The sequence below is a fragment of the Winogradskya humida genome (assembly GCF_016862215.1).
GTDB classification, from domain to species: domain Bacteria; phylum Actinomycetota; class Actinomycetes; order Mycobacteriales; family Micromonosporaceae; genus Actinoplanes; species Actinoplanes humidus.
Map to the genome: position 1 here is coordinate 1 of NZ_BOMN01000001.1, position 18,637 is coordinate 18,637.

Below are 18,637 nucleotides of genomic sequence, written 5' to 3' on the forward strand. Positions count from 1 at the left end.
TTCCTTGATTATTCTCAGCGAGTTCCATGATCGGAAGGACGGGTGTGCCATTGCCGGGTTGAGGGGGATCACACACATTCGAATGGCAGATAGCGAGTATTCGGATAGCCGTAAAGTGGTGGCGGATGGATCCCCGGAGGCGATCCTCGTGCTGACCGCGCCACGAGTTCGTTGGCCGTCTTGTTGTCATCGGCAGATCAGTAAACGGTCGTCAGCGGTGGCGGGCCGATCATGAATGCTCTTCGAGCGGTCGGTGAAGCGCGGTGTCCGCTGCTCGCGGCTGCGACGACGCTTGCGATAGGTACGACCGGTGCGCAGCAGCGGTAAGTTACTACGCGTCAGACCGCCGCGGTCAGGTCGACATAACGCCTGGTAGCTCGTTTCCGCCGTTAGCCGCGGCTCCGGCCGGTCAGGATGCTGCCACGGCAGGGTCCGCCAGATCTGCTCCGGCTCCACCGTTGATCCAGCAACTCTTGGACCAGGCTGCGCAACTCCGCGTTGGTTCGCAGCTTCGCCGGCTTCGGTCGTGGGCGGCGGGCGCCGCACGCTGGTGGGCGGCGAAGGGATGGTAGTGACCGGATCGCTGTCGCGGTTGATCTCTTGGCTGATCGTGGACGGAGCCCGGTCCAGAAGTGCGGCGATCACCCGGATCGAGCTGCCGGCCAGGTGCTCATCGGCGATGGTGGTGCGCTCGTTCTCGGACAGGTAAAGGGCCGAGACAGCCGGCTTCGGCGCGGTGAGTGGCGCGTAGATCCTGGAACGCCGCGTCATCATCACCGACACCATCGCGGATGGCGTCGCCGGCCGTTACCCAACGCTGCCTTCGCCGATGAGGTCATGCGGGGGCGTCGTCGTACGCCGTGCGGTGGGCGAGGACGTCGTCCATGTGGTTCTCGGCCCAGCCCTTGATGCCGCGTACCAGCTGGAACAGCGACAACCCGAGATCAGTCAGCTCATACGACACAGTGACGGGCACGGTAGGCACCGCGGTGCGGGCGACAAGACCGTCACGCTCCAGAGCGCGCAGCGTCTGCGTGAGCATCTTCTGACTGACCCCGGCCAGCAGCCGCGCCAGCTCGGAGTAACGCATCGCCTGCGGCTCACCGGCGCACCCCGGGCCGCTACCGAGCGCGGCCAGGATCAGCGTTACCCATTTGTCCGAGATCCGGTCGAGCAGCTTGCGGCTCGGACACACTGCCAGGAACGCGTCGTACTCAGCCTTGGCCTGTGCCTTCTTCTCGGCCGCCGTCAGAGTCGCCATCAACCACTCCCCCAAAAATCCTGGGTACCTAACGCACTCCCAGGTGCCTACTTCCCGTCAGGAAGTTACCTAAGGATAGTGAAGCAGGAACCCATCAGAGCGAAAGAGGTACGACAATGTCCCTTCCCGGCGGCACCTGGACACTGGGCGATCTGAGCGTCACCCGCTTCGGCTACGGCGCGATGCAGCTCGCCGGCCCCTGGGTGATGGGCCCGCCCGCTGATCGCGATGGGGCGCTGGCCGTCCTGCGGGAGGCGGTCGCGCAAGGCATCACCCACATCGACACCAGCGACGCGTACGGTCCCCACGTCACGAACGAGCTGATCCGTGAAGCCCTGCATCCGTACCCGGAGGCTCTGCACGTCGTCACGAAGGTCGGCGCGAACCGTGACGAGAAGGGGGGCTGGCCGCCGGCACGGGATCCCGAAAGTCTGCGCCGCTCGATCGAGAGCAACCTCAAGGGCCTGGGCCTGGAGACGCTCGACCTGGTCAACCTGCGGCTGGGTAACGCCGAGGGACCCCAGCCCGAATCGGTTGCCGAAGCGTTCGGGACGCTCGCCGACCTGCAGCGCGAGGGCCTGATCCGGCACCTGGGCGTCAGCAACGCGACGGTCGACCAGATCGCCGAGACGCAGGCCATCGCGCCGATCGTGTGCGTGCAGAACATGTACAACCTGGCGTTCCGGCACGATGACGAGTTGATCGACAAGCTGGCCGCGCAGGGTGTCGCGTACGTTCCGTTCTTCCCGCTCGGCGGTTTCAGCCCGTTGCAGTCCGAGGCGTTGTCGGCGGTGGCGGCCCGGCTGGAGGCGACGCCGATGTCGGTCGCGCTGGCGTGGCTGTTGCAGCGCTCGCCGAACATCCTGTTGATCCCCGGCACGTCGTCCGTGACGCATCTGCGGGAGAACATCGCCGGCGCGGGGCTGTCGCTGAGCGCCGACGATCTGGCGGAGCTGGACAAGATCGGCAACTGACAAACCGTTGGACGGCGTACGGACAATGGGCTGGTGACCGTACGCGAAGCAGCTGACCTGCTCCTGAAGGCCCGCAAGGTTGTCGTCTTCACCGGCGCGGGCGTCTCCGCGGAGAGCGGCATCCCCACGTTCCGGGATGCCCTCACCGGGCTCTGGGCGCGGTTCGACGCGCAGGCGCTGGCGACCCCGGAGGCGTTCGCAGCAGACCCGGCGCTGGTCTACGGCTGGTACGAGTGGCGCCGCACCATCGTGGGCCGCGCCCGCCCGAACGCGGGGCACACCGCGATCGCGAAGATCGAGGCGGCGATCCCGGGCACGGTGGTGGTCACGCAGAACGTCGACGCGCTGCACGAGCAGGCCGGCTCCGTGTCCCCCATCCACCTGCACGGCAGCCTGTACGCGCCGCGCTGCTCGTCCTGCGCCAAGCCAGCGACGCCGCCGGAGGGTCCCGGCGACGAGCCCGCGGACGGCCGGCGCCTCACACCGCCGGCATGCGAGCACTGCGGCGCGCCGGTGCGCCCGGGCGTGGTGTGGTTCGGGGAGGCCCTGCCGGTGGACGCGCTGGAGGCGGCCGTCGCGGCGGCGGCCGACTGCGATCTGCTGATCACCGTCGGCACGTCGGGGGTGGTCTACCCGGCTGCCGAGATTCCGCAGGTCGCGGCGCGGTTCGGGGCGCCGGTCATCCAGGTCAACCCGATGCCGACGCCGCTGGACGACATCTGCACGGTCAACCTGCGCGGCCCGGCCGCCGAGGTGCTGCCGGAGCTGGTGCTCAGCCTGCCGTCGACGGCTGCTCGGTGACCGACCAGCTCTCGAGCAGTTTCAGCGCGTCCGCCGACGGGGTGCCCGGCTCGGCGCTGTAGGCGATCAGGGTCAGGCCCTCGGGCAGCTCCATGGCCTCGAACGACAGGTCGAGGGTGCCGATCACGGCGTGCCGCAGCCGCTTCACGCCATGGCTGTGCACATGCACGTCGTGCTCGGCCCACCAGGTGCGGAACTCGTCGCTGCGGGTGGAGAGCTCGCCGATGAGGTTGGAGAGCTCCCGGTCGTACGGGTTCTTGCCGGCCTGGATGCGCAGCGCCCCGGCGCAGTCGCGGGCGATGCGTTCCCAGTCGACCCAGAACTGGCGGGCGCGGGGGTCGAGGAACGCGGAGCGGGCGGTGTTCGGCACGCCGGTTGCGGCGGCCCAGACCTCGGCGTAGAGCGCCCTGCCCAGCGGGTTGGCGGCGAGCACGTCGAAGCGGTTGTTGCGCACGTACGCAGGCACGCCCATCGATTCCAGAATGCGGATCACCCCGGGGCGTACGCCGGACTGCGCGGGCCGCCGCCGCACCCGCCCGGGTGTGGTGTTCGCGGTGCGGGCCAGGTCGAGCAGGTGCGCGTGCTCTGTCTCGTCGAGCTGCAGCGCGCGGGCGACGGCGTCGAGCACGCTGTCGGAGACGCCGCTGAGGTTGCCGCGCTCGAGGCGGGTGTAGTACTCGACGCTGACCCCGGCCAGCATCGCGACCTCGCCCCGGCGCAGACCGGTCACCCTGCGGTTGGTGCCCCAGGCGGGCAGCCCGGCCCGCTCCGGGGTGAGCCGGGCACGGCGCGAGCTGAGAAACGTACGTGTCTCCGAGCGGTTGTCCACGTCCCCCAGCGTAAGCAGGGCCGCGGGCAGGTGAGAGGTTCTGGTGTTACCCCCCGGGGCGCCGGTGTTGTCACTTAGGTTCGAGGCGTGGTCAGTCGTCGGGCGCTGCTGCGTGCGGGCGCCGCGGTGTCGTTGGCCGGGCTGGGTGCCGCCTGCTCCGGCGAGCCGGCCGGCTCGAAGGCCGTCAGCGCGCTGTGGTGCTGGCCGGGCGGCCTGAGCGAGAAGGTCGTCGCTGACGCGGTCACCACGTACGCCTCCCGCACCGACCTGCGCCCGGCCATCTTCACCGGTGACTACCTGTCCCAGATGTGGCCGCCGCTGGAGAAGGGCTCCGGCGTACCGGCGATCGCCGGGATCAAGGGCGAGGACATCGCCTCGCTGCTGCCCCGGGCCGACCGGTTCGTGGATCTGAACAGCCTCGGCGCCCAGGACCTCGCCGGCACGTATCTGCCCTGGAAGATGCAGCAGGGCAGCACCATCGACGGGCAGCAGATCGGCCTGCCCATCGACATCGGCCCGACCGCGATGTTCTACCGCTCCGACATCTTCGGCCGGGCGGGGTTGCCGACGGAGCCGGATGCGGTGACCGCGCTCATGCCGACGTGGGAGAAGTACCTGGATGCCGGGGAGAAGCTGCACAAGGCGCTGCCCGGCGTGCACTGGCTGCGCAACGGCGCCGAGATCTTCTCCACGGCGATCGGGCAGGCCCGGCAGCGCTTCGTCGACGAGAGCAACCACTTCATCGGGGACCAGCAGCACGTACGCGACGCCTGGAAGATCGCCGTGGAACTGATCGAGCGGGGGCTGAGCGCCGGGATCTCGCCCGACGAGCACGAGGCCTGGGCCGCGGCACTGACGGCGGGCAAGCTGGCGACCGAGACCGGTGCGGCGTGGCACTCGGCGGACATCGAGGAGGACGCGCCTGCCCAGATCGGGCTGTGGCGGGTGGCCGCGGGGCCGGCCGCCGGCGCCAACACCGGCGGGTCGTTCCTGGCGATCCCGGCGGCGGGCGCCGGCCACGAGCTGTCGTTCGAGATCATCAAGTGGCTGCTGTCGGTGGACAACCAGGCGCGCAATTTCACCGATGCGGCGCTGTTCCCGGCCGCGCCGGCGGCGTACACGATGTCTGCCCTGACCGAACCGGACACCTATTTCGGTGGCCAGGTGACGGTCGGGGTGTTCGGGGCGTCGGCCGAGAAGCTGCAACGCGCCTACGAGGCTCCCTCCGACGCGGGCATCGAGAAGCTTTATCTGAAGGAACTGGACGTGGTGGAGAAGGGCGGCAGGACCGGCGACCAGGGCTGGTCGGCAGCGGTGACCGCCGCCCGCACCTACGCGGTTTCACAAGGCGTCAACTAGCAACTACCTAGGGTAATTCTCAGACCGGGCTGCTCCGAACCGATCAACCAGCAGGAGGAGAGAGTCGGGAGAGCAGATGTCGTTGCAGTGGATGAAGCGCCGGGCCGTCGCCCGCTGCGCCATCGCTGCTCTGCTGCTGGGCCTCGCCCTGCTCGCCGGGCTCGCCGTGGTGAGCAACCAGAGCGCCGCCCGCACCGCCACGACGGTCGCCGAACGCCAGCTGGTCAGCCAGCACTGGGGCAGCGCCAACCTGCACATCGGCGACGAGTACGACGTACTCACCGATTACCTGCAGGTCGAGAGCGAATCCAACCAGATGCGGCTGACCGCGGTCATCGGCTCCGCGGCGGGTGACCTGCGCTGGCTCTACGCCCACGGCGGCAGCACCGACTCGCCGCGCGCGCAGGCACTGCAGAACACCTACGACGGCTACAGCTACACCCTGCGCAACCTCGTCAACTCCGATCGGACGATCTACAGCGCCCCGGTGGAGGCGGACCTGGCCCAGGCCGCCAAGAGCGCCACCACACTGCGCAAGCTCGCCGCCGAGAACGTCACGCGCAACGACCGCGAGATCAGCGAGGTGCTGGCGGCCAGCCAAACGGACGGACGGCGCCTGCTGCACGCCGTCGAGGTCATCATCGCCGTCGACCTCGTCCTCGTCCTGGCCTGCGCGTTCGTGCTGCTCACCTATCAGAACAGCACCGAACGGCAGGCCGCCGAGAACAGCTACCGCGCCTCGCACGACGGGCTGACCGGCATCGCCAACCGCGAACTGCTCACCGAACGCGTCCAGGCGGAGATCACCGCCGCCGACCGTACGGGTGAGGGCGTCGGCTTCTTCCTGCTCGACCTCAACCGCTTCAAGGAGGTCAACGACACCCTCGGGCACCACGCCGGGGACCTGCTGCTGCAAGAGGTCGCGCGGCGGCTCGCCGCGTCCGTCCGCAAGGAGAGCCTGGTCGCCCGGCTCGGCGGCGACGAATTCGCCGTCCTGCTCCCCGGAGTCGCCTCCGCCGAGGACCTGATCGCAATCGGTGACCGGGTGCTGGCCGGCCTCAACGGCGTGGCCGACCTCGACGGCGTCCCGGTGGACGTCAGCGCCAGCCTCGGCGCCGCGCTCTACCCGCACTCCAGCACCACCGCCGCGTCGCTGCTGCAGCACGCCGACGTCGCCATGTACGCCGCCAAGCGCGGCCACCTCGGCATCAGCTACTACGACCCGGACGCCGACGAGCACAGCTTCGAACGGCTCTCCGTCGTCGGGGAGCTGCGCCGCGCCATCGAGGTCGGCGAACTGGAGCTCTACTACCAGCCCAAGGTACGCATGTCCGACGGCCGGCTCTGCGGCGCGGAGTCCCTGGTCCGCTGGCGCCACCCCACCCGCGGCCTGCTCACCCCGGACACGTTCATCCCGGCCGCCGAGCAGAGCGGGCTGATGAACCCGCTCACCGACGCCGTCCTGACCGCCGCCCTCGACCAGCAGACAAGGTGGCGCGCGGACGGGCTGACGCTGCCGATCGCCGTGAACGTCGGCGCGGCCTGCCTGCTCGACCTCGGCCTGCCCGCCCGGGTCGCCAGGCTGCTCGACCGTTTCGGCGCCGACGCCGCCGACCTGACCATCGAGATCACCGAGAGCGCGATGATCGCCGACCCGGCCCGGGCCACGGCGGTCCTGAGCGAGCTGCGCGCGCTCGGCATCAAACTGTCGATCGACGACTTCGGCACCGGTTACTCATCGATGAGCTACCTGCAGACCATGCCGCTGGACGAGCTGAAGATCGACCGGCAGTTCACCACCAAACTGACCACCACCCCGAGCGGCCGCGCCATCATCGGCGCGATCATCGAGCTCGCCCACGCCCTGGAACTCGACGTCGTGGTCGAGGGCGTCGAGGACCGGGAGACGTACGCGATCGCGCAGGAACTCGGCTGCGAGATCGCCCAGGGCTACCTGATCTCCCGCCCCCTACCCGCCGACGACTTCCGCGCCTGGGCCCATTCTCGCGAGGTTGGGAATCACGGCGCTGACGACGAAGCCTCCGTCGGGGCGCACATGGGTGGTCAGTTCACCGCCGCATGAGCGTGCGCGTTCGCGCATCCCCACCAGGCCGTGACCACCGGAGCTCTGTCCATTCGAGCGGCCCGGCCCGTTCTCCACGCGCAGGAGCAGGTCGCGATCCGACCAGCGCAATTCCACGGTCACCACAGCTCCGTGGGCATGTTTGGCCGCGTTCGTCAGAGCTTCCTGCACGATTCTGTACGCAGCCAGATCCGCAGCCGGCACGAGAACGCGCGCCTGACCGGTGACGTGCACGGCGATCGCCGCCCCGGCTGCGCGCATCTGCACGATCAGGTCCTGCAGCCGATCCATTCCGGGCACCGGCTCCATCGCGTCGCGCTCAGGGTCGTCCGCCTGCCGCAACAGCCCCACCGTCGCGCGCAGCTCGTCCAGGGCCTTACCGGTGTGCTCGCTGATGTTCGACAGGGCCGTCGCCGCCTTGCCTGGATCGGTGCGCAACAGGTAATTGGCGACTCCGGCCTGCGCGTTCACGAGCGTCAGATGATGCGCGAGCACATCGTGCAGATCCCGGGCGATCCGCAGCCGCTCGGCGACCACCTGCTGCCGGGCATCCTCGTCACGCTCCCGTTCGATCCGCTCCGCCCGGTCCCGCCGGGTCGCGACCAGCACGCCGACCCCGGTCGCGATCACCACCAGGTTGAACATCACCATGTCCGTCGCGAGCAGCTCCAACGGCTTCGCGACCAGGCTGACCAGCAACAACACGGTTGCGGCACTCAACCCGGCCACCCAGCCCGTGACCCGCGGCAGCCGGCTCGCCACGGTCCACGCGGCAATCATCGTCGCGAGCGGCGTCGGCTGGTACGCCCCGATGTTCGTCCCCACGTGGACGACGTCGTCGATGCCCGGCAGCACCACCAGGTGCACGGACTCGATCACCACCACGGCCACCAGCACCGGCAGCGGCCACCTCGTACGCACCACGAGCGGCAGCCAGGCAAACAACGTCGCCGCGAGCAGCCCCGCCCCCGGAAAATCCTGATAGCCGTAGCGCAACGACGCCGTCACCAGCATCGCGATCAGCACACCGCCGGTCAGCGGCCATCCCCGCGTACCCCTCATGCTCTTATCCTCGTCGCCCGCCGTGGCCCGCGTCGTCCACCGGGCGCGGTATCGTTCGCGGAGTTTCAGCAGCGTGGGGGTGTCATGAGCGAAAATCGCGCCACCAAGGACCGGGCCGGGCACACCCGCGAGCAGATCCTGACCGCAGCCGAGCGCCTCTTCGCCGAACAGGGCCTCTTCACCGTCTCCAACCGCCAGGTCAGCGAGGCCGCCGGCCAGGGCAACAACGCCGCCGTCGGCTACCACTTCGGCACGAAAACCGACCTGATCGGCGCCATCGTCCGCCGCCACCTCGAGCCGATGGAACAGATCCGCCGCCAACTGGCCTTTCGCTACGACGGCAGCCAGAACCCCCGCGACTGGGTCACCTGCCTGGTCCAGCCCATCACCGACCACCTGGCCACCCTCGGCCACCCCACCTGGTACGCCCGCTTCGCCGCCCAGGTCATGACCGACCCCCAGCACCGAGCCGTCATCGTCGACCAGGCCCTCGGCACGGACACCATCGCCACGGTCGTGGACAACCTCTTCCACTGCCTCCCGGACCTGCCGCCAGACGTCCGAGCGACCCGGATGCCGATGCTGCGCAACCTCCTCGTCCACACCTGCGCCGAACAGGAACGCCTCCTCGCCGACCAGGCCGGCTCCGGCGGCGATCCGGCCGAGGTCTGGACCGCAACCGCAACCGCCCTGACCGACGCCCTGACCGGCATACTCCTCGCCCCGGTCACCCGCTGACCGGGTCTTCATCCACGTTTCTGGTCGCAGTCACCCAGGTCAGACATTGCGCAATTCAAGGACATGGCTGATAGTTCGCTCCCGGCCGCCGGAGAATCTAACCCTGGTCACCTCGATGACGGCTTCAACTCGTTTGTTGAAGTACCTTTCCAGGTGACTCGAAAGTTCCTCGCTCGTGCTGCCTTGAACAATCTCGCCGCCATCGGTTCTAATTTCGACCTTGCTGCGGAATGCACTGGCCGAGCCGAGTAGGCCCACCACAGTTACCCGCTCTGCTTCAGCGAATTCACTGTGTTCGCAGAGATCCCGAACCCGCTGAACACCTCGCGCGCTCCAACTACTACGCCTGCCCTGCGCCCCCCGGGCATACCACGCGACCCGCATACCGACCCCTGCGCTACTGAGCCCTGCAGTCAAAGCGCCGATATGCTTCATCGACCGCGGCCCGAGTGGTGCGAGTTGTTCAGTCAGCAGCTCATCGGACAGGCCCGCACCTTCGGAAAGGTCGACAATATTCAAGACCCGATCGACAGCTTCATCAAGGATTGTCCGAAATTCTCCGACCCAGTCTGCGAACAAGCCGCTTTCTTCCTGATCGGTGGAAGGCCCATACATCGCCACTCCGAACGACGACGGAAAGGTGGCCACAGCGCTGAGTGCAGTAGCATCACGAATTTCGCGGGGAATGGCGGCAGAATTCGTCGGGCGCCCTGACAGCGCTTGCGCCACAGCCGAAATCGACTCCTGAAGGTTCGTCAGGAAAGATCCCAGCGTCGATACCGACACGAAGTGACCGGATGTCACTTCGCCGGTAAGGGCAACCTCGATACGTCTCCTGCCGTTCCGATCCGAATGATCGTCAACAACGTTCAAGAGCCGGCTCCGCTGAACATTGGCAAATTCTTCCGGAGTCGCTGACGACCCCAGCACCAACGAACCTGCCGACGGTCCTCTCGCGGATCCTCGATTCTCGTTCGGAAGCACACTGCGCAACTGCGCCATCCACTCGCGAACGGAATCTCGGTCAGGCGAATCAGGCATAGGAACGATCGGTGTCACAGCAGCACCTCCACGTATCCCCGGCGCAGCGAGCCCGGATCGCCGTTCGCGGCGATCGGCTTGACCCGCTGCCACACTTCGTCATACAGGCCGACATCTCTGAACGACGCAGCATCGGCATGGGTGAACAGGCTCGTAACCATCTGTGACACCGGCCGGTTCTCGGGAAGCCGGACCAAGTAGGAATCGACCCTCATGCCGCGTTCCACGCACCAACCCCGCAGGGTCAGGTCGTCAAGATACGCCAGCGTCTCCGCGTCCAGACGATCGAAGGCCTCGGCTCGTAGCAGGTAGGTCACATCCACGTCGCTTGGTTCCGCCTTCCTGCTGACGAAACTACCCGCGACCCACATGCGCGTGATCTCCCCCGCCAGCGCTCCCACCGCAGAGCGGTGAGAATCCCATTCTCCCCAGATTTCCTCCCGTGCGGTGGAGCCGGTAGTTCGCACGAACCTCGCATACAGGTCGTCCAAGGAGGCTGAATAGCGACCCGGCGGAAGAAAACCAGTATCCGGGTCAAAATCTGGCAAGCAGTTCAAGTGGCCCGATACCTCGTCTCTACCTCGTCGGCCAAGCGATCCTATCGCCGCGCCGGCCGGCGCCACAGAAGCACTCGTTTCGCTACCTCCGGCGAGTGTCTCCAGGCGCTTGCGGGTGCCGTTGCGGTGAGAAGCCCGGCATCAAACCGGCACGTGACGTGATGAACCTCCGGCCCGGGTCATTCCGGATGTCACGCAGCGGTCAGCTGGAGGCGGGGGTCAGGGTGCGCAAGCGGTTGACGAGGGTGCGGACCTCGTGGAGGGCGGCTGGGTCGCCGCGGCGGCCGGCGGTGTCGACTACGTCGGTGATGCCGGTGAGCATTTCGGCGGCCAGGTGGGGGTCGCCGAGCTGGGCGATTGCTTGCGCTGCCAGCCAGTCACAGTACGCGGGGAGCACGCCGGCCAGTCGTAACTGCTCGACCAGGACGAGGCAGGCTTTGTCGTAGCCGTTTGCCAGCAGGATCCGGGCCAGGCCGTCGGTGGCCTGCGTCCATTCGGGTGTTTGCGGGAACAGTTCGCGCAACGTTTCGTACGTGTCGACGGCCTGTTGTTTGTGTTCGGCTGCGGCGCAGTCGCGGCCGATTTCGAGCAGGGTTCGGGCGATGCGCTTGCGATCGGCTGCTGGGCCCTGGGCGGCTAGTTCGTCGAGGGTGCGCTGGGCGAGGGCGAGGTTGCGTTCGGCGCGGCGGATGCGGTCGGCGTGGGTCGCGTGGCCCAGGTGGCGGAGTTGGATGACGTCGGCGGGGAGTTTCGCTTTCGGGGGCGGGGTCCCGTCCGGGCGTACCAGTCGCTCATGAACTCGGCCCGACCATTGCACGGCCCGCGGCCGGTAGAGCCGGGTTTCGAACTGTCGGTACGGGCTGGCGTGATGCGCGTCGTCGACCTCGACCCGCAGCACGTCGCGGGTGGTGTTAAGCAGTTCGCGCAGCCGGCCGGGGTCCGCGGTCACCCGGTGGTCGGCGTCGAGGGCGAGCACCCACTCGGCGGTCTCGTCCCGGACGGCCTCGTTGCGGGCGGCGGCGAAGTCGTCGGTCCATGCACCGTGGGTGACCACGGCACCGTGGCGGGCGGCGATCTCGGGCGTGCCGTCCTGCGAACCGGTGTCGTGCACACGGATCACATCCGCCACACCGGTGAGCGATTTCAGACAGGCGGGGAGCATCTCCGCCTCGTCCCGGACGATCACGACAGCAGCGAGGAGCAATCCGGTCACCTTTTCCTGTTCGGCGGGTTGCTCCCCACCCTGAGCACCTACACCCGATCGCGCAGGACGTTGGCGAGCTGGACCCGGGAGCGGACGGCGAGTTTGGCGAAGACTGAGCGCAGGTGGGTGGCGACCGTGTTCGGGGAGACGCCGAGCTCCGCCGCGGCCGAGCGGTTCGTGTGGCCGGCGCCGATCAGCTGGGCGACCAGCTGTTCGCTGTCGGTCAGCGACCACCAGCCGGCGACCGGGCGGTTCCCTGCCGGGGCGTCGCGGCGGCGGCGTACCCCGAGCTTCTGCAGTGCCTTCGACACGGCCTTGGCGTCGGATCCGGCGCCGCACCGGGTGTAGATCTCCGCCGCCTCCTCGAGCAGCACGATGGCATCCTGGGAGGCGACGAGGGCCGCGTGGTCGACGAGGGCGCGGGCCAGCAGCAGCGGTCGCGGGCCCGTACGCAGGATCTCGACCGCTTCCCCGAGCATCGCGGCGTCGCCGGAGAGTACGGCGGCCGCGTGTTTCGCCGTGCCGACCCAGGACGCCACCCGGTCGTTGTGCCGGGCCACGTGCTCCGCGTCCTCGACGACGTGCAGCGCCGACGGCCGGTGCCCCGAACGCAGCACCACGGCGAGCAGGATGCGCGTCCACGCCGGGGACCACTGCGAGGAGCAGTACCCGGCCCGGAACGCGGTCACCGTCGGCATGATCAGGCGTACGGCGGCGTCACCGTCCTCGATCGCCGCGGCGTGCAGGATGCGCAGCCCGCTGGACCACTCGACCACCGGCGAGGTCGGCAGGTCCGCGGCGGCGAGGTCGAGCGGGTCGCCGCGGTGCAGCGCCACCTCGGCGAGGACGGCGTCGGCCGCGACCCGGTGCACCGGCACCCGTGTCTCGCGGGCGTGGGCGGCGAGTTCCTGCGCTCGTGCGGCGGCGGCGGTGAGGCGGCCGAGGTCAAGCTCCTGGCGGGCGGCGGCCAGCAGCACCGAGGGACCGAGATGCGCGAGGTCGCCGGTCGGCAGCACCGAGGGGCCGAGATGCGCGAGGTCGCCGGTCGGCAGCACCGAGGGGCCGAGATGCGCGAGGTCGGCGGTCACCGTTGCGCCCGCGCCGACCGCTTCGAGCAGGGCCGCCGCCTCGTCGAAGCGGTCGATGTCCTGCAGGGCGCGCACCCGCTCGGCGGTCGACACCGGCGTCGGCGCCACCGGCACGTCGGCCACGGCGTGCCACGCGTCGCCGAACCGCGACATCCGGCGCGCGACCATCGCCCGGGTACGCGCGGCGAGTCTGCGGGTGACGATGTCCTCGCCGTCCTCGATCTTGATCTCGTCGAGTGTCGACCGCGGACCACCTCCGGCGGCGATCGCTGCCCGGAGAGCCTCGTTCGCGTCGGGCGGCAGCGGGTCGAGGCGGCGGGCGGCTTCGTCGTACAGTCCCGATGCGACCAGGGCCCGCACGGCGATCAGCTGCCAGTGCGGCTCGCCCGGGCCCATCGCGTCGGCGATCGCCACGACGTCGGTGTGCCGTTCCGTGGCGACCAGCACCTCGATCGCCTTCTCCACCACATCCCGCGGCGGCTCAGGCAGGTCTGCCACCAACTCCCAGGCACAGAGAGCAAGACCGGCATTTGCTCGTACGCCCGCCGCGCGCACCACGCGACGTGCACTCTTCCGGTCTCCGGCCGCTCGGAGGTGCCCGGCCGCCGCCTGCTCCGCGCCGGGGCGGTCGAGGAGCAGGTTCCCGCAGCGTTCGTGCCACGATCGGCGGACGTCCGGCGCGATCTGCGCGTACACGGAGTCTCTGGCTTGCACTGCAAGCGTTTCCCCGTCGCGCAGCAGGACCCCGCCGGCGCAGGCCTCCCGTGCGGCCTCCGCCAGCCAGCCGCGACCCGGGCTGTCCAGCAGCGTCGCCGCATCCGCCATCGGCAACGGCCGCCCCCAGACCGCCGCTAGCCGGACCAGGTCGCCGGCGGCCGGCGAGAGCACCGCAAGCCGCCGCCGCACGATCGCATGATCACCCGCGTCGACGTCCAGCCGCCCGAGCGTGATCCGCGTCGCCTGCCCCGCCGCCCCGGCGATCTCGTCGACGACCTCGGTCGACAGGGTCCCGCTGGTCAGCAACCACACGATCGGGACAGCCCCCAGCCGCGCCGGCAACACCTTCAGCGCGAACCGGCTCAGCGCGTCGGCAGCATCGGCGTCATCGATCGTCACCAGCAACGGCACCCCGGTGGCCACCCGAACGAGCTGCTCCGCGATCAGATCGACCATCCACACGGGACGGTCATGCAGCGGCGCGAGCTGAGCGAAATCATCCGCCCCGAGCAACGGCACCGGCCCGGAACGCAACGCGGTCAGCAACGCCCCACCCGCAACGGCATGCGCCTCCGGCCCGGACTGACTCTGCCCGACCCGGAACCCCAACGACCGCCCCGCCTCCCCCACCGCCCTGGCAAACGCACTCTTCCCGATCCCCGCCGGCCCCACGACGGTCACCAACCCCCCACGCCGGCTCCGCACCGCCCGCCGAAGAACCCCCAATGCCTGCGCAACCTCCGCCGACCGCCCCCTTGTCATCCAGATAGTCTCGTAACAAGACCGCCCACCGTGCATGAGCCATCCGACTGCCCTCGTGCACGCCGGATTAGGTCACGCCCGCCGGGATCGAGCGGTTACCGTCACCGCATGGCCTCGTTCGACCCCGACGCCGAGCTCACGCATCCGGCGGACTACCGCCTGGTCACGAACGTGACATAGCAACCGCGCTGAGCTTCCCTTCGTACTACGGGCAGAACCTGGACGCTTTCAACGACTGCCTCAGCGACGTCGGTTCCGGGGACTACGGCGTTTCCGCGGAGGCCACCGGCCTCGCTCTGGTCATCATCGGATACGACAAATTCGCCGGCCAGGCACGGCATGCCGGCCTCATCGGCCGTCGCATGATGTGCCTGGTCCAATCCGACGACCCCGGCATCACCTTCACCCCCGTCGGCGCCACACCGGTCATGTGGAACGACGCGGAACTGCTCAACGCCAACCGCCGTCCGCTCAGAGGTCGCCGAGACTCTCCACCCCCGCTGCCTTGACCAGCTCATCGCGGGTCTCCGGGCAGGTCTTCACCGCCTGCGCGTCGAGCACGTCGCCGTCCAGCTGATCCAGGTGGTCGCCGTAGAGGCCGGCAATGCCCATGGTCAGCTGCGCCATCGCCCCGATCTCCGAACCCTGCTTCTTGACCCCGGGAAGTTCCTTCTTGAGGTACGCGCACAGCTCGTCAGCCGAAATGGGCGCGTTCGCCACGTCGACGCCGTCGCCCTTGGCCACCGCGGCCTTGTCTCCCGCCGCCGCGCCCCCACCGCCACCGGCGTCCGTGCCGCAGCCGGTCAACGCCAGCGCCGCCACCGCGGCCACACCCACCACAACAGCTCGAATTCTCATGTCATCACTGCACCCGACCGCGCTTAAGAACGGCTAAAGAGGCCTCGCCGGATTCCCAGCCCTTCGCGTACGCCTCGGCAAAGGTCTGCTCTCCCAGCGACGCCTGCCCTCGGCGGGTGAGTCCGAGAACCTGCCGATCGGTACGGTCGTGAGCACCCCGCAGCCGCGCAGCCGTGCCCAGCAGGACGGCGGCGTCGTAGTGCCGGCCGCTTGCCTCGCCGATCGCGGCGGCGTTCACCGCCACCGCGGAGAGCAGCGGCAGGTCCCGGATCTCCAGCGCCTCCGCATACGCCTTCGCCAGTGCCTCCTGTGCACCTGCCAGGGCACCCTGTTCCAGGCAGAGCTCCGCCCGCACGATGCCGGCCAGCGTCCGCATGTGACCACCGGGCGAGGTCATGTCGCCGTGCAGGTGGCGTTCGGCGTTGTCGAGCAGCTCGCGTGCCTGGTCCAGCTCGCCGAGGCGCACCCGGAAGCCGGCCTCGCGGACGTCGATCATCGTGGACGACAGCGGCGCCGACGTGCGACCCGATCGCCGGCGGACCACTTGCATCAGGGCGACGGCCGGGCCCGTTTCTCCGCGCCGCAGGTGCAGGTCGATCCGGTGCAGGTCGCTCATCTGATCGCTGAGGCCGAGACCGCCGAACCCCGCCGTCAACGATCGGGCCTGGCGCAGGTCGTCCAGCGCGCCGTCGAGGTCGCCGCCGTACTGCCGAAGCTGGGCGCGCATGGACAGCACGGCTGCCTGGCCCCAGTCGTCCCCGGCCTGCCGGAAGCCGACCAGGGCGGCTTCCACACCGGTGCGCATCCGGTCGAGGTCGCCGGCGTTCTCGGCGATCTGCGCGCGGAACATGTGGGCCAGGCCGGCCTGCCACCCGTCGTCGCCGCCGGCAACGGACTCGATGATGGTGAGCGTGACCGGCTCCGGCTGCACCAGCGCGGTGACCAGGCCCCACGGGCTCGGCAGCCGGGTGTGTGCCAGTAGCCGCCCGGCCAGCTCATCGGCGGTCTCGCCGCTGATCGTCCCGGCGGCGGTGCCGGGCCCGTTGAGCGACTGGATCGCGAGGACACAGTCACGTTCGGGTGTCGGCTCACCGGGGACCGCGAGTGCCTGTCCCAGCCAGTAGCCCGCGTCGGGGTGCTGGCCGAACATCTGCCAGTACCAGGTCAGGTGCAGGGCCAGGCCGACAGCGCGGGTGGCGTCGCCGGTGTCGCAGAGGTGACGCAGACCGGCGAGCGTGTTGCTGTACTCGGCGTTGATGAGCTGCATGGCTTGCCGCTGCCCGGGCCCGCGCAACTGAGGATCGTGGACGGCGATGAGCTCCGCGAAGTATCTTGCGGCCAAGCCGCGTACGGTGCCGAGCTCTCCCTTTTCCTCCAGACGGTCGGTGCCCCACTGGCGCAGCGTCTCCAGCATGCGGTAGCGGCCGGGGGTGGGGGCGAGCTGGAGCAGAGACCGGTCGACCAGGGCGGCGAGCAGCTCGGGGATCTCGCCGGCTGACACGGCGGTTCCGCTGCAGACGGCGGCGGCCGAGGCCGGTGTGACACCTCCGGGCAGGACGGCTATGCGTTCCGCGACGGCACGCTCGCGGTCGCTGAGCAGCTCCCAGCTCCACGCGATGACCGCCCGTAACGTCCGGTGCCGGGGCAGCGCGACACGGTTTCCGCCGGTGAGGACCTGGAACCGGTCCGAGAGCCCGTCGGCCAGCTCGGGCAGCGACAGCGTCCGCAACCGGGCCGCCGCCAGCTCCAGTGCGAGCGGCATGCCGTCGAGCTCGGCCACGATGTGCACCACGTCGCCGAGGGTGCTCTCGTCGACGGCGAAGCCGGGCCGCACGGCGGCTGCCCGCTCGGTGAACAGCCGCACTGAAGCCGCCCGGCGGACGTGCTCGAGATCCGCATCCGGCTCCGGCAGCGTGAGCGGGCCGAGCGGGACCAGCGCCTCGCCGTCGATGGCCAGGGGTTCGCGGCTGGTGGCGAGCACGCGGAGCCCGGGGCAGCGTGACAGCAGTGCCGCGACCAGATGGGCCACGGCGTCGATCAGGTGTTCACAGTTGTCGATCAGCAGCAGGCTCTCCCGATCGGCGAACCGCTCGACGAGCACGTCGAGGTCGTCACCCACGGCCCGGAACGTCGCGCCGTCACGCATCCCGATCGTGGCCAGCACCGCCGCGCCGATCTTGGCGGGCTCGACGATGACGGCCAGGTCGATCAGCCAGGTGCCGTCGCCGAACTCGTGGGGGTGCCGGCGTGCGGCTTCGATCGCCAGGCGGGTTTTCCCGGCGCCGCCGGGACCGAGCACGGTGACCAGTCTCCCGGCGGCGAGCAGGGTGCCGATGCGGGCGAGGTCATCGCCGCGGCCGATGAAGCTGGTCACCGGCGAGGGCAGGTTTCCCGGTGTGACGTGGTCGTCCCCACCACTTTTCTGGGCCGCCATGTGGTGCCCGGGGCGCAGCAGGCGCAGGTGACGCTCGCGCAGGGCGTCGCCGGGGTCGGCGCCCAGCGTGTCGGCCAGGGCCTCGCGGATCTGCTCGTAGCTGCCCAGGGCGTCGGCTTGGCGGCCGGTGGCGGTCAGCGCGTCCATGAGCAGCGCGGCCGCCCGCTCGTGAACGGGGTGCTCACTGAGCAGGGCGCTCAGGTGAGCGGCAGCCGAGCCGGCGTCGCCCAGGGCCAGCTCGGCGTCGGCGAGATCAACGACGGCCTCGGCGGAGAGGGTGGCCAAGCGGGTCGCTGCGGCGGGCGCCACCGCGGCGACCACCCCGGGCTCGGCGCCCAGGGCGGCTCCCCACAGCGCCACGGCTTCGTGCAGCACGGCAGCCGCGGTGCCCGGATCGCCGGCCCGCAGGCTGTCCCGGCCGGCGGCGGCAAGCTGCTCGAACCGAAGCGCGTCCACGTCTGCCGCTTGCACCCGCAGCCGGTAGCCGCCCGGGGCCTGCACAACCGCCACGGCCGACCGGGCGGCCTGCCGAAGCCGCGTGACGAGTGCCTGCAGCGCGCGGCCCGGGTTGGCAGGAAGGTCAGCACCCCAGATCGCGTCGATCAGCACGGTGGGCTCGACCGCGCGCCCACCGGCCAGAGCGAGCCGGACGAGCAGGCCCTGCAACCGCGCACCGGCCACGGACAGGGGAACGTCGCCGTAGGTCGCCTCGAACGCGTCCAGCAGCGTGACGTGAAATCCCGCATCCCTTTCCATGTCCCCGATCGTCTCAGGGCCGGGGCGCCAGGGCCTCATACATCCGTTGTCTATCGGCGTGTGCGTGCGGTGTGCGCCCGGTGTGCGCCCGGTGTGCGCGGGCCGGGTCAGCC

General features: G+C 69.7%; 15 protein-coding genes and 1 pseudogene. 6 read left to right on the forward strand and 10 right to left on the reverse strand.

Going from position 1 to position 18,637, the window contains the following annotated elements; translation table 11 throughout:
* Positions 1-186: 186 nt before the first annotated feature.
* Both Ahu01nite_RS00005 and Ahu01nite_RS00010 read right to left on the reverse strand, forming a co-directional pair.
* The gene (locus tag Ahu01nite_RS00005; RefSeq protein ID WP_203834223.1) at positions 187-786 is read right to left on the reverse strand and encodes a helix-turn-helix domain-containing protein; all 600 of its coding nucleotides are present in this window, start codon (positions 784-786) and stop codon (positions 187-189) included.
* A 49-nt stretch (positions 787-835) separates the two neighbouring features.
* A complete protein-coding gene (locus Ahu01nite_RS00010) occupies positions 836-1,261 on the reverse strand; it encodes a winged helix-turn-helix transcriptional regulator (RefSeq protein WP_203834224.1) in 426 nt (141 codons plus the stop codon).
* 116 nt (positions 1,262-1,377) lie between these two features.
* Between Ahu01nite_RS00010 and Ahu01nite_RS00015 the strand changes: the two genes are divergently transcribed.
* Positions 1,378-2,235 (forward strand): aldo/keto reductase family oxidoreductase, encoded by an 858-nt coding sequence (locus Ahu01nite_RS00015; protein ID WP_203834225.1) that lies wholly within the window; start codon positions 1,378-1,380, stop codon positions 2,233-2,235.
* Positions 2,236-2,268: 33 nt separating this feature from the next.
* A complete protein-coding gene (locus Ahu01nite_RS00020; protein WP_203834226.1) occupies positions 2,269-3,036 on the forward strand; it encodes an SIR2 family NAD-dependent protein deacylase in 768 nt (255 codons plus the stop codon).
* Here Ahu01nite_RS00020 and Ahu01nite_RS00025 read toward each other — a convergent pair.
* Positions 3,008-3,865, reverse strand: coding sequence for a helix-turn-helix transcriptional regulator (locus Ahu01nite_RS00025; RefSeq protein WP_203834227.1), 858 nt, complete (start codon positions 3,863-3,865; stop codon positions 3,008-3,010). The two genes, Ahu01nite_RS00020 and Ahu01nite_RS00025, sit on opposite strands and share 29 nt — an antisense overlap.
* Positions 3,866-3,952: 87 nt before the next feature.
* On the opposite strand from Ahu01nite_RS00025, the gene Ahu01nite_RS00030 reads away from it, so the two are divergent.
* On the forward strand, positions 3,953-5,224 hold the full coding sequence (locus Ahu01nite_RS00030; RefSeq protein ID WP_203834228.1) for an extracellular solute-binding protein: 1,272 nt from the start codon (positions 3,953-3,955) through the stop codon (positions 5,222-5,224).
* 76 nt (positions 5,225-5,300) lie between these two features.
* The gene (locus Ahu01nite_RS00035) at positions 5,301-7,307 is read left to right on the forward strand and encodes a putative bifunctional diguanylate cyclase/phosphodiesterase (RefSeq protein ID WP_203834229.1); all 2,007 of its coding nucleotides are present in this window, start codon (positions 5,301-5,303) and stop codon (positions 7,305-7,307) included.
* Here Ahu01nite_RS00035 and Ahu01nite_RS00040 read toward each other — a convergent pair.
* Positions 7,194-8,333, reverse strand: a complete 1,140-nt coding sequence (locus Ahu01nite_RS00040; RefSeq protein WP_203834230.1) for a sensor histidine kinase — start codon at positions 8,331-8,333, stop codon at positions 7,194-7,196. The genes Ahu01nite_RS00035 and Ahu01nite_RS00040 overlap by 114 nt on opposite strands.
* Positions 8,334-8,453: 120 nt before the next feature.
* On the opposite strand from Ahu01nite_RS00040, the gene Ahu01nite_RS00045 reads away from it, so the two are divergent.
* A complete protein-coding gene (locus tag Ahu01nite_RS00045; protein ID WP_203834231.1) occupies positions 8,454-9,107 on the forward strand; it encodes a TetR/AcrR family transcriptional regulator in 654 nt (217 codons plus the stop codon).
* Positions 9,108-9,146: 39 nt separating this feature from the next.
* Here Ahu01nite_RS00045 and Ahu01nite_RS00050 read toward each other — a convergent pair whose 3' ends face one another.
* From Ahu01nite_RS00050 to Ahu01nite_RS00065, 4 genes are all read right to left on the reverse strand, one after another.
* The gene (locus tag Ahu01nite_RS00050; RefSeq protein ID WP_203834232.1) at positions 9,147-10,166 is read right to left on the reverse strand and encodes a hypothetical protein; all 1,020 of its coding nucleotides are present in this window, start codon (positions 10,164-10,166) and stop codon (positions 9,147-9,149) included.
* Positions 10,163-10,771 carry a DUF6932 family protein gene (locus Ahu01nite_RS00055; RefSeq protein WP_438874742.1) on the reverse strand — a complete coding sequence of 203 codons (609 nt, stop codon included), beginning with the start codon at positions 10,769-10,771 and terminating at the stop codon, positions 10,163-10,165. The genes Ahu01nite_RS00050 and Ahu01nite_RS00055 overlap by 4 nt, the downstream gene beginning before the upstream one ends.
* A gap of 136 nt (positions 10,772-10,907) precedes the next feature.
* Positions 10,908-11,918, reverse strand: a complete 1,011-nt coding sequence (locus Ahu01nite_RS00060) for a glycosyltransferase (RefSeq protein ID WP_203834234.1) — start codon at positions 11,916-11,918, stop codon at positions 10,908-10,910.
* Between the two features lie 38 nt (positions 11,919-11,956).
* Entirely contained in the window at positions 11,957-14,512 is a 2,556-nt protein-coding gene (locus Ahu01nite_RS00065; protein WP_307794502.1) for a helix-turn-helix transcriptional regulator, read from the reverse strand.
* A gap of 134 nt (positions 14,513-14,646) precedes the next feature.
* On the opposite strand from Ahu01nite_RS00065, the pseudogene Ahu01nite_RS00070 reads away from it, so the two are divergent.
* Positions 14,647-14,985 (forward strand): annotated as a pseudogene (locus tag Ahu01nite_RS00070) (barstar family protein); the annotation flags it as partial.
* Here Ahu01nite_RS00070 and Ahu01nite_RS00075 read toward each other — a convergent pair.
* Both Ahu01nite_RS00075 and Ahu01nite_RS00080 read right to left on the reverse strand, forming a co-directional pair.
* Positions 14,948-15,334: a hypothetical protein gene (locus tag Ahu01nite_RS00075; RefSeq protein ID WP_203834236.1), complete on the reverse strand. Its 387-nt coding sequence runs from the start codon at positions 15,332-15,334 to the stop codon at positions 14,948-14,950. The pseudogene Ahu01nite_RS00070 and the gene Ahu01nite_RS00075 sit on opposite strands and share 38 nt — an antisense overlap.
* A gap of 4 nt (positions 15,335-15,338) precedes the next feature.
* The gene (locus Ahu01nite_RS00080) at positions 15,339-18,524 is read right to left on the reverse strand and encodes an AfsR/SARP family transcriptional regulator (protein WP_203834237.1); all 3,186 of its coding nucleotides are present in this window, start codon (positions 18,522-18,524) and stop codon (positions 15,339-15,341) included.
* Positions 18,525-18,637 lie beyond the last annotated feature (113 nt).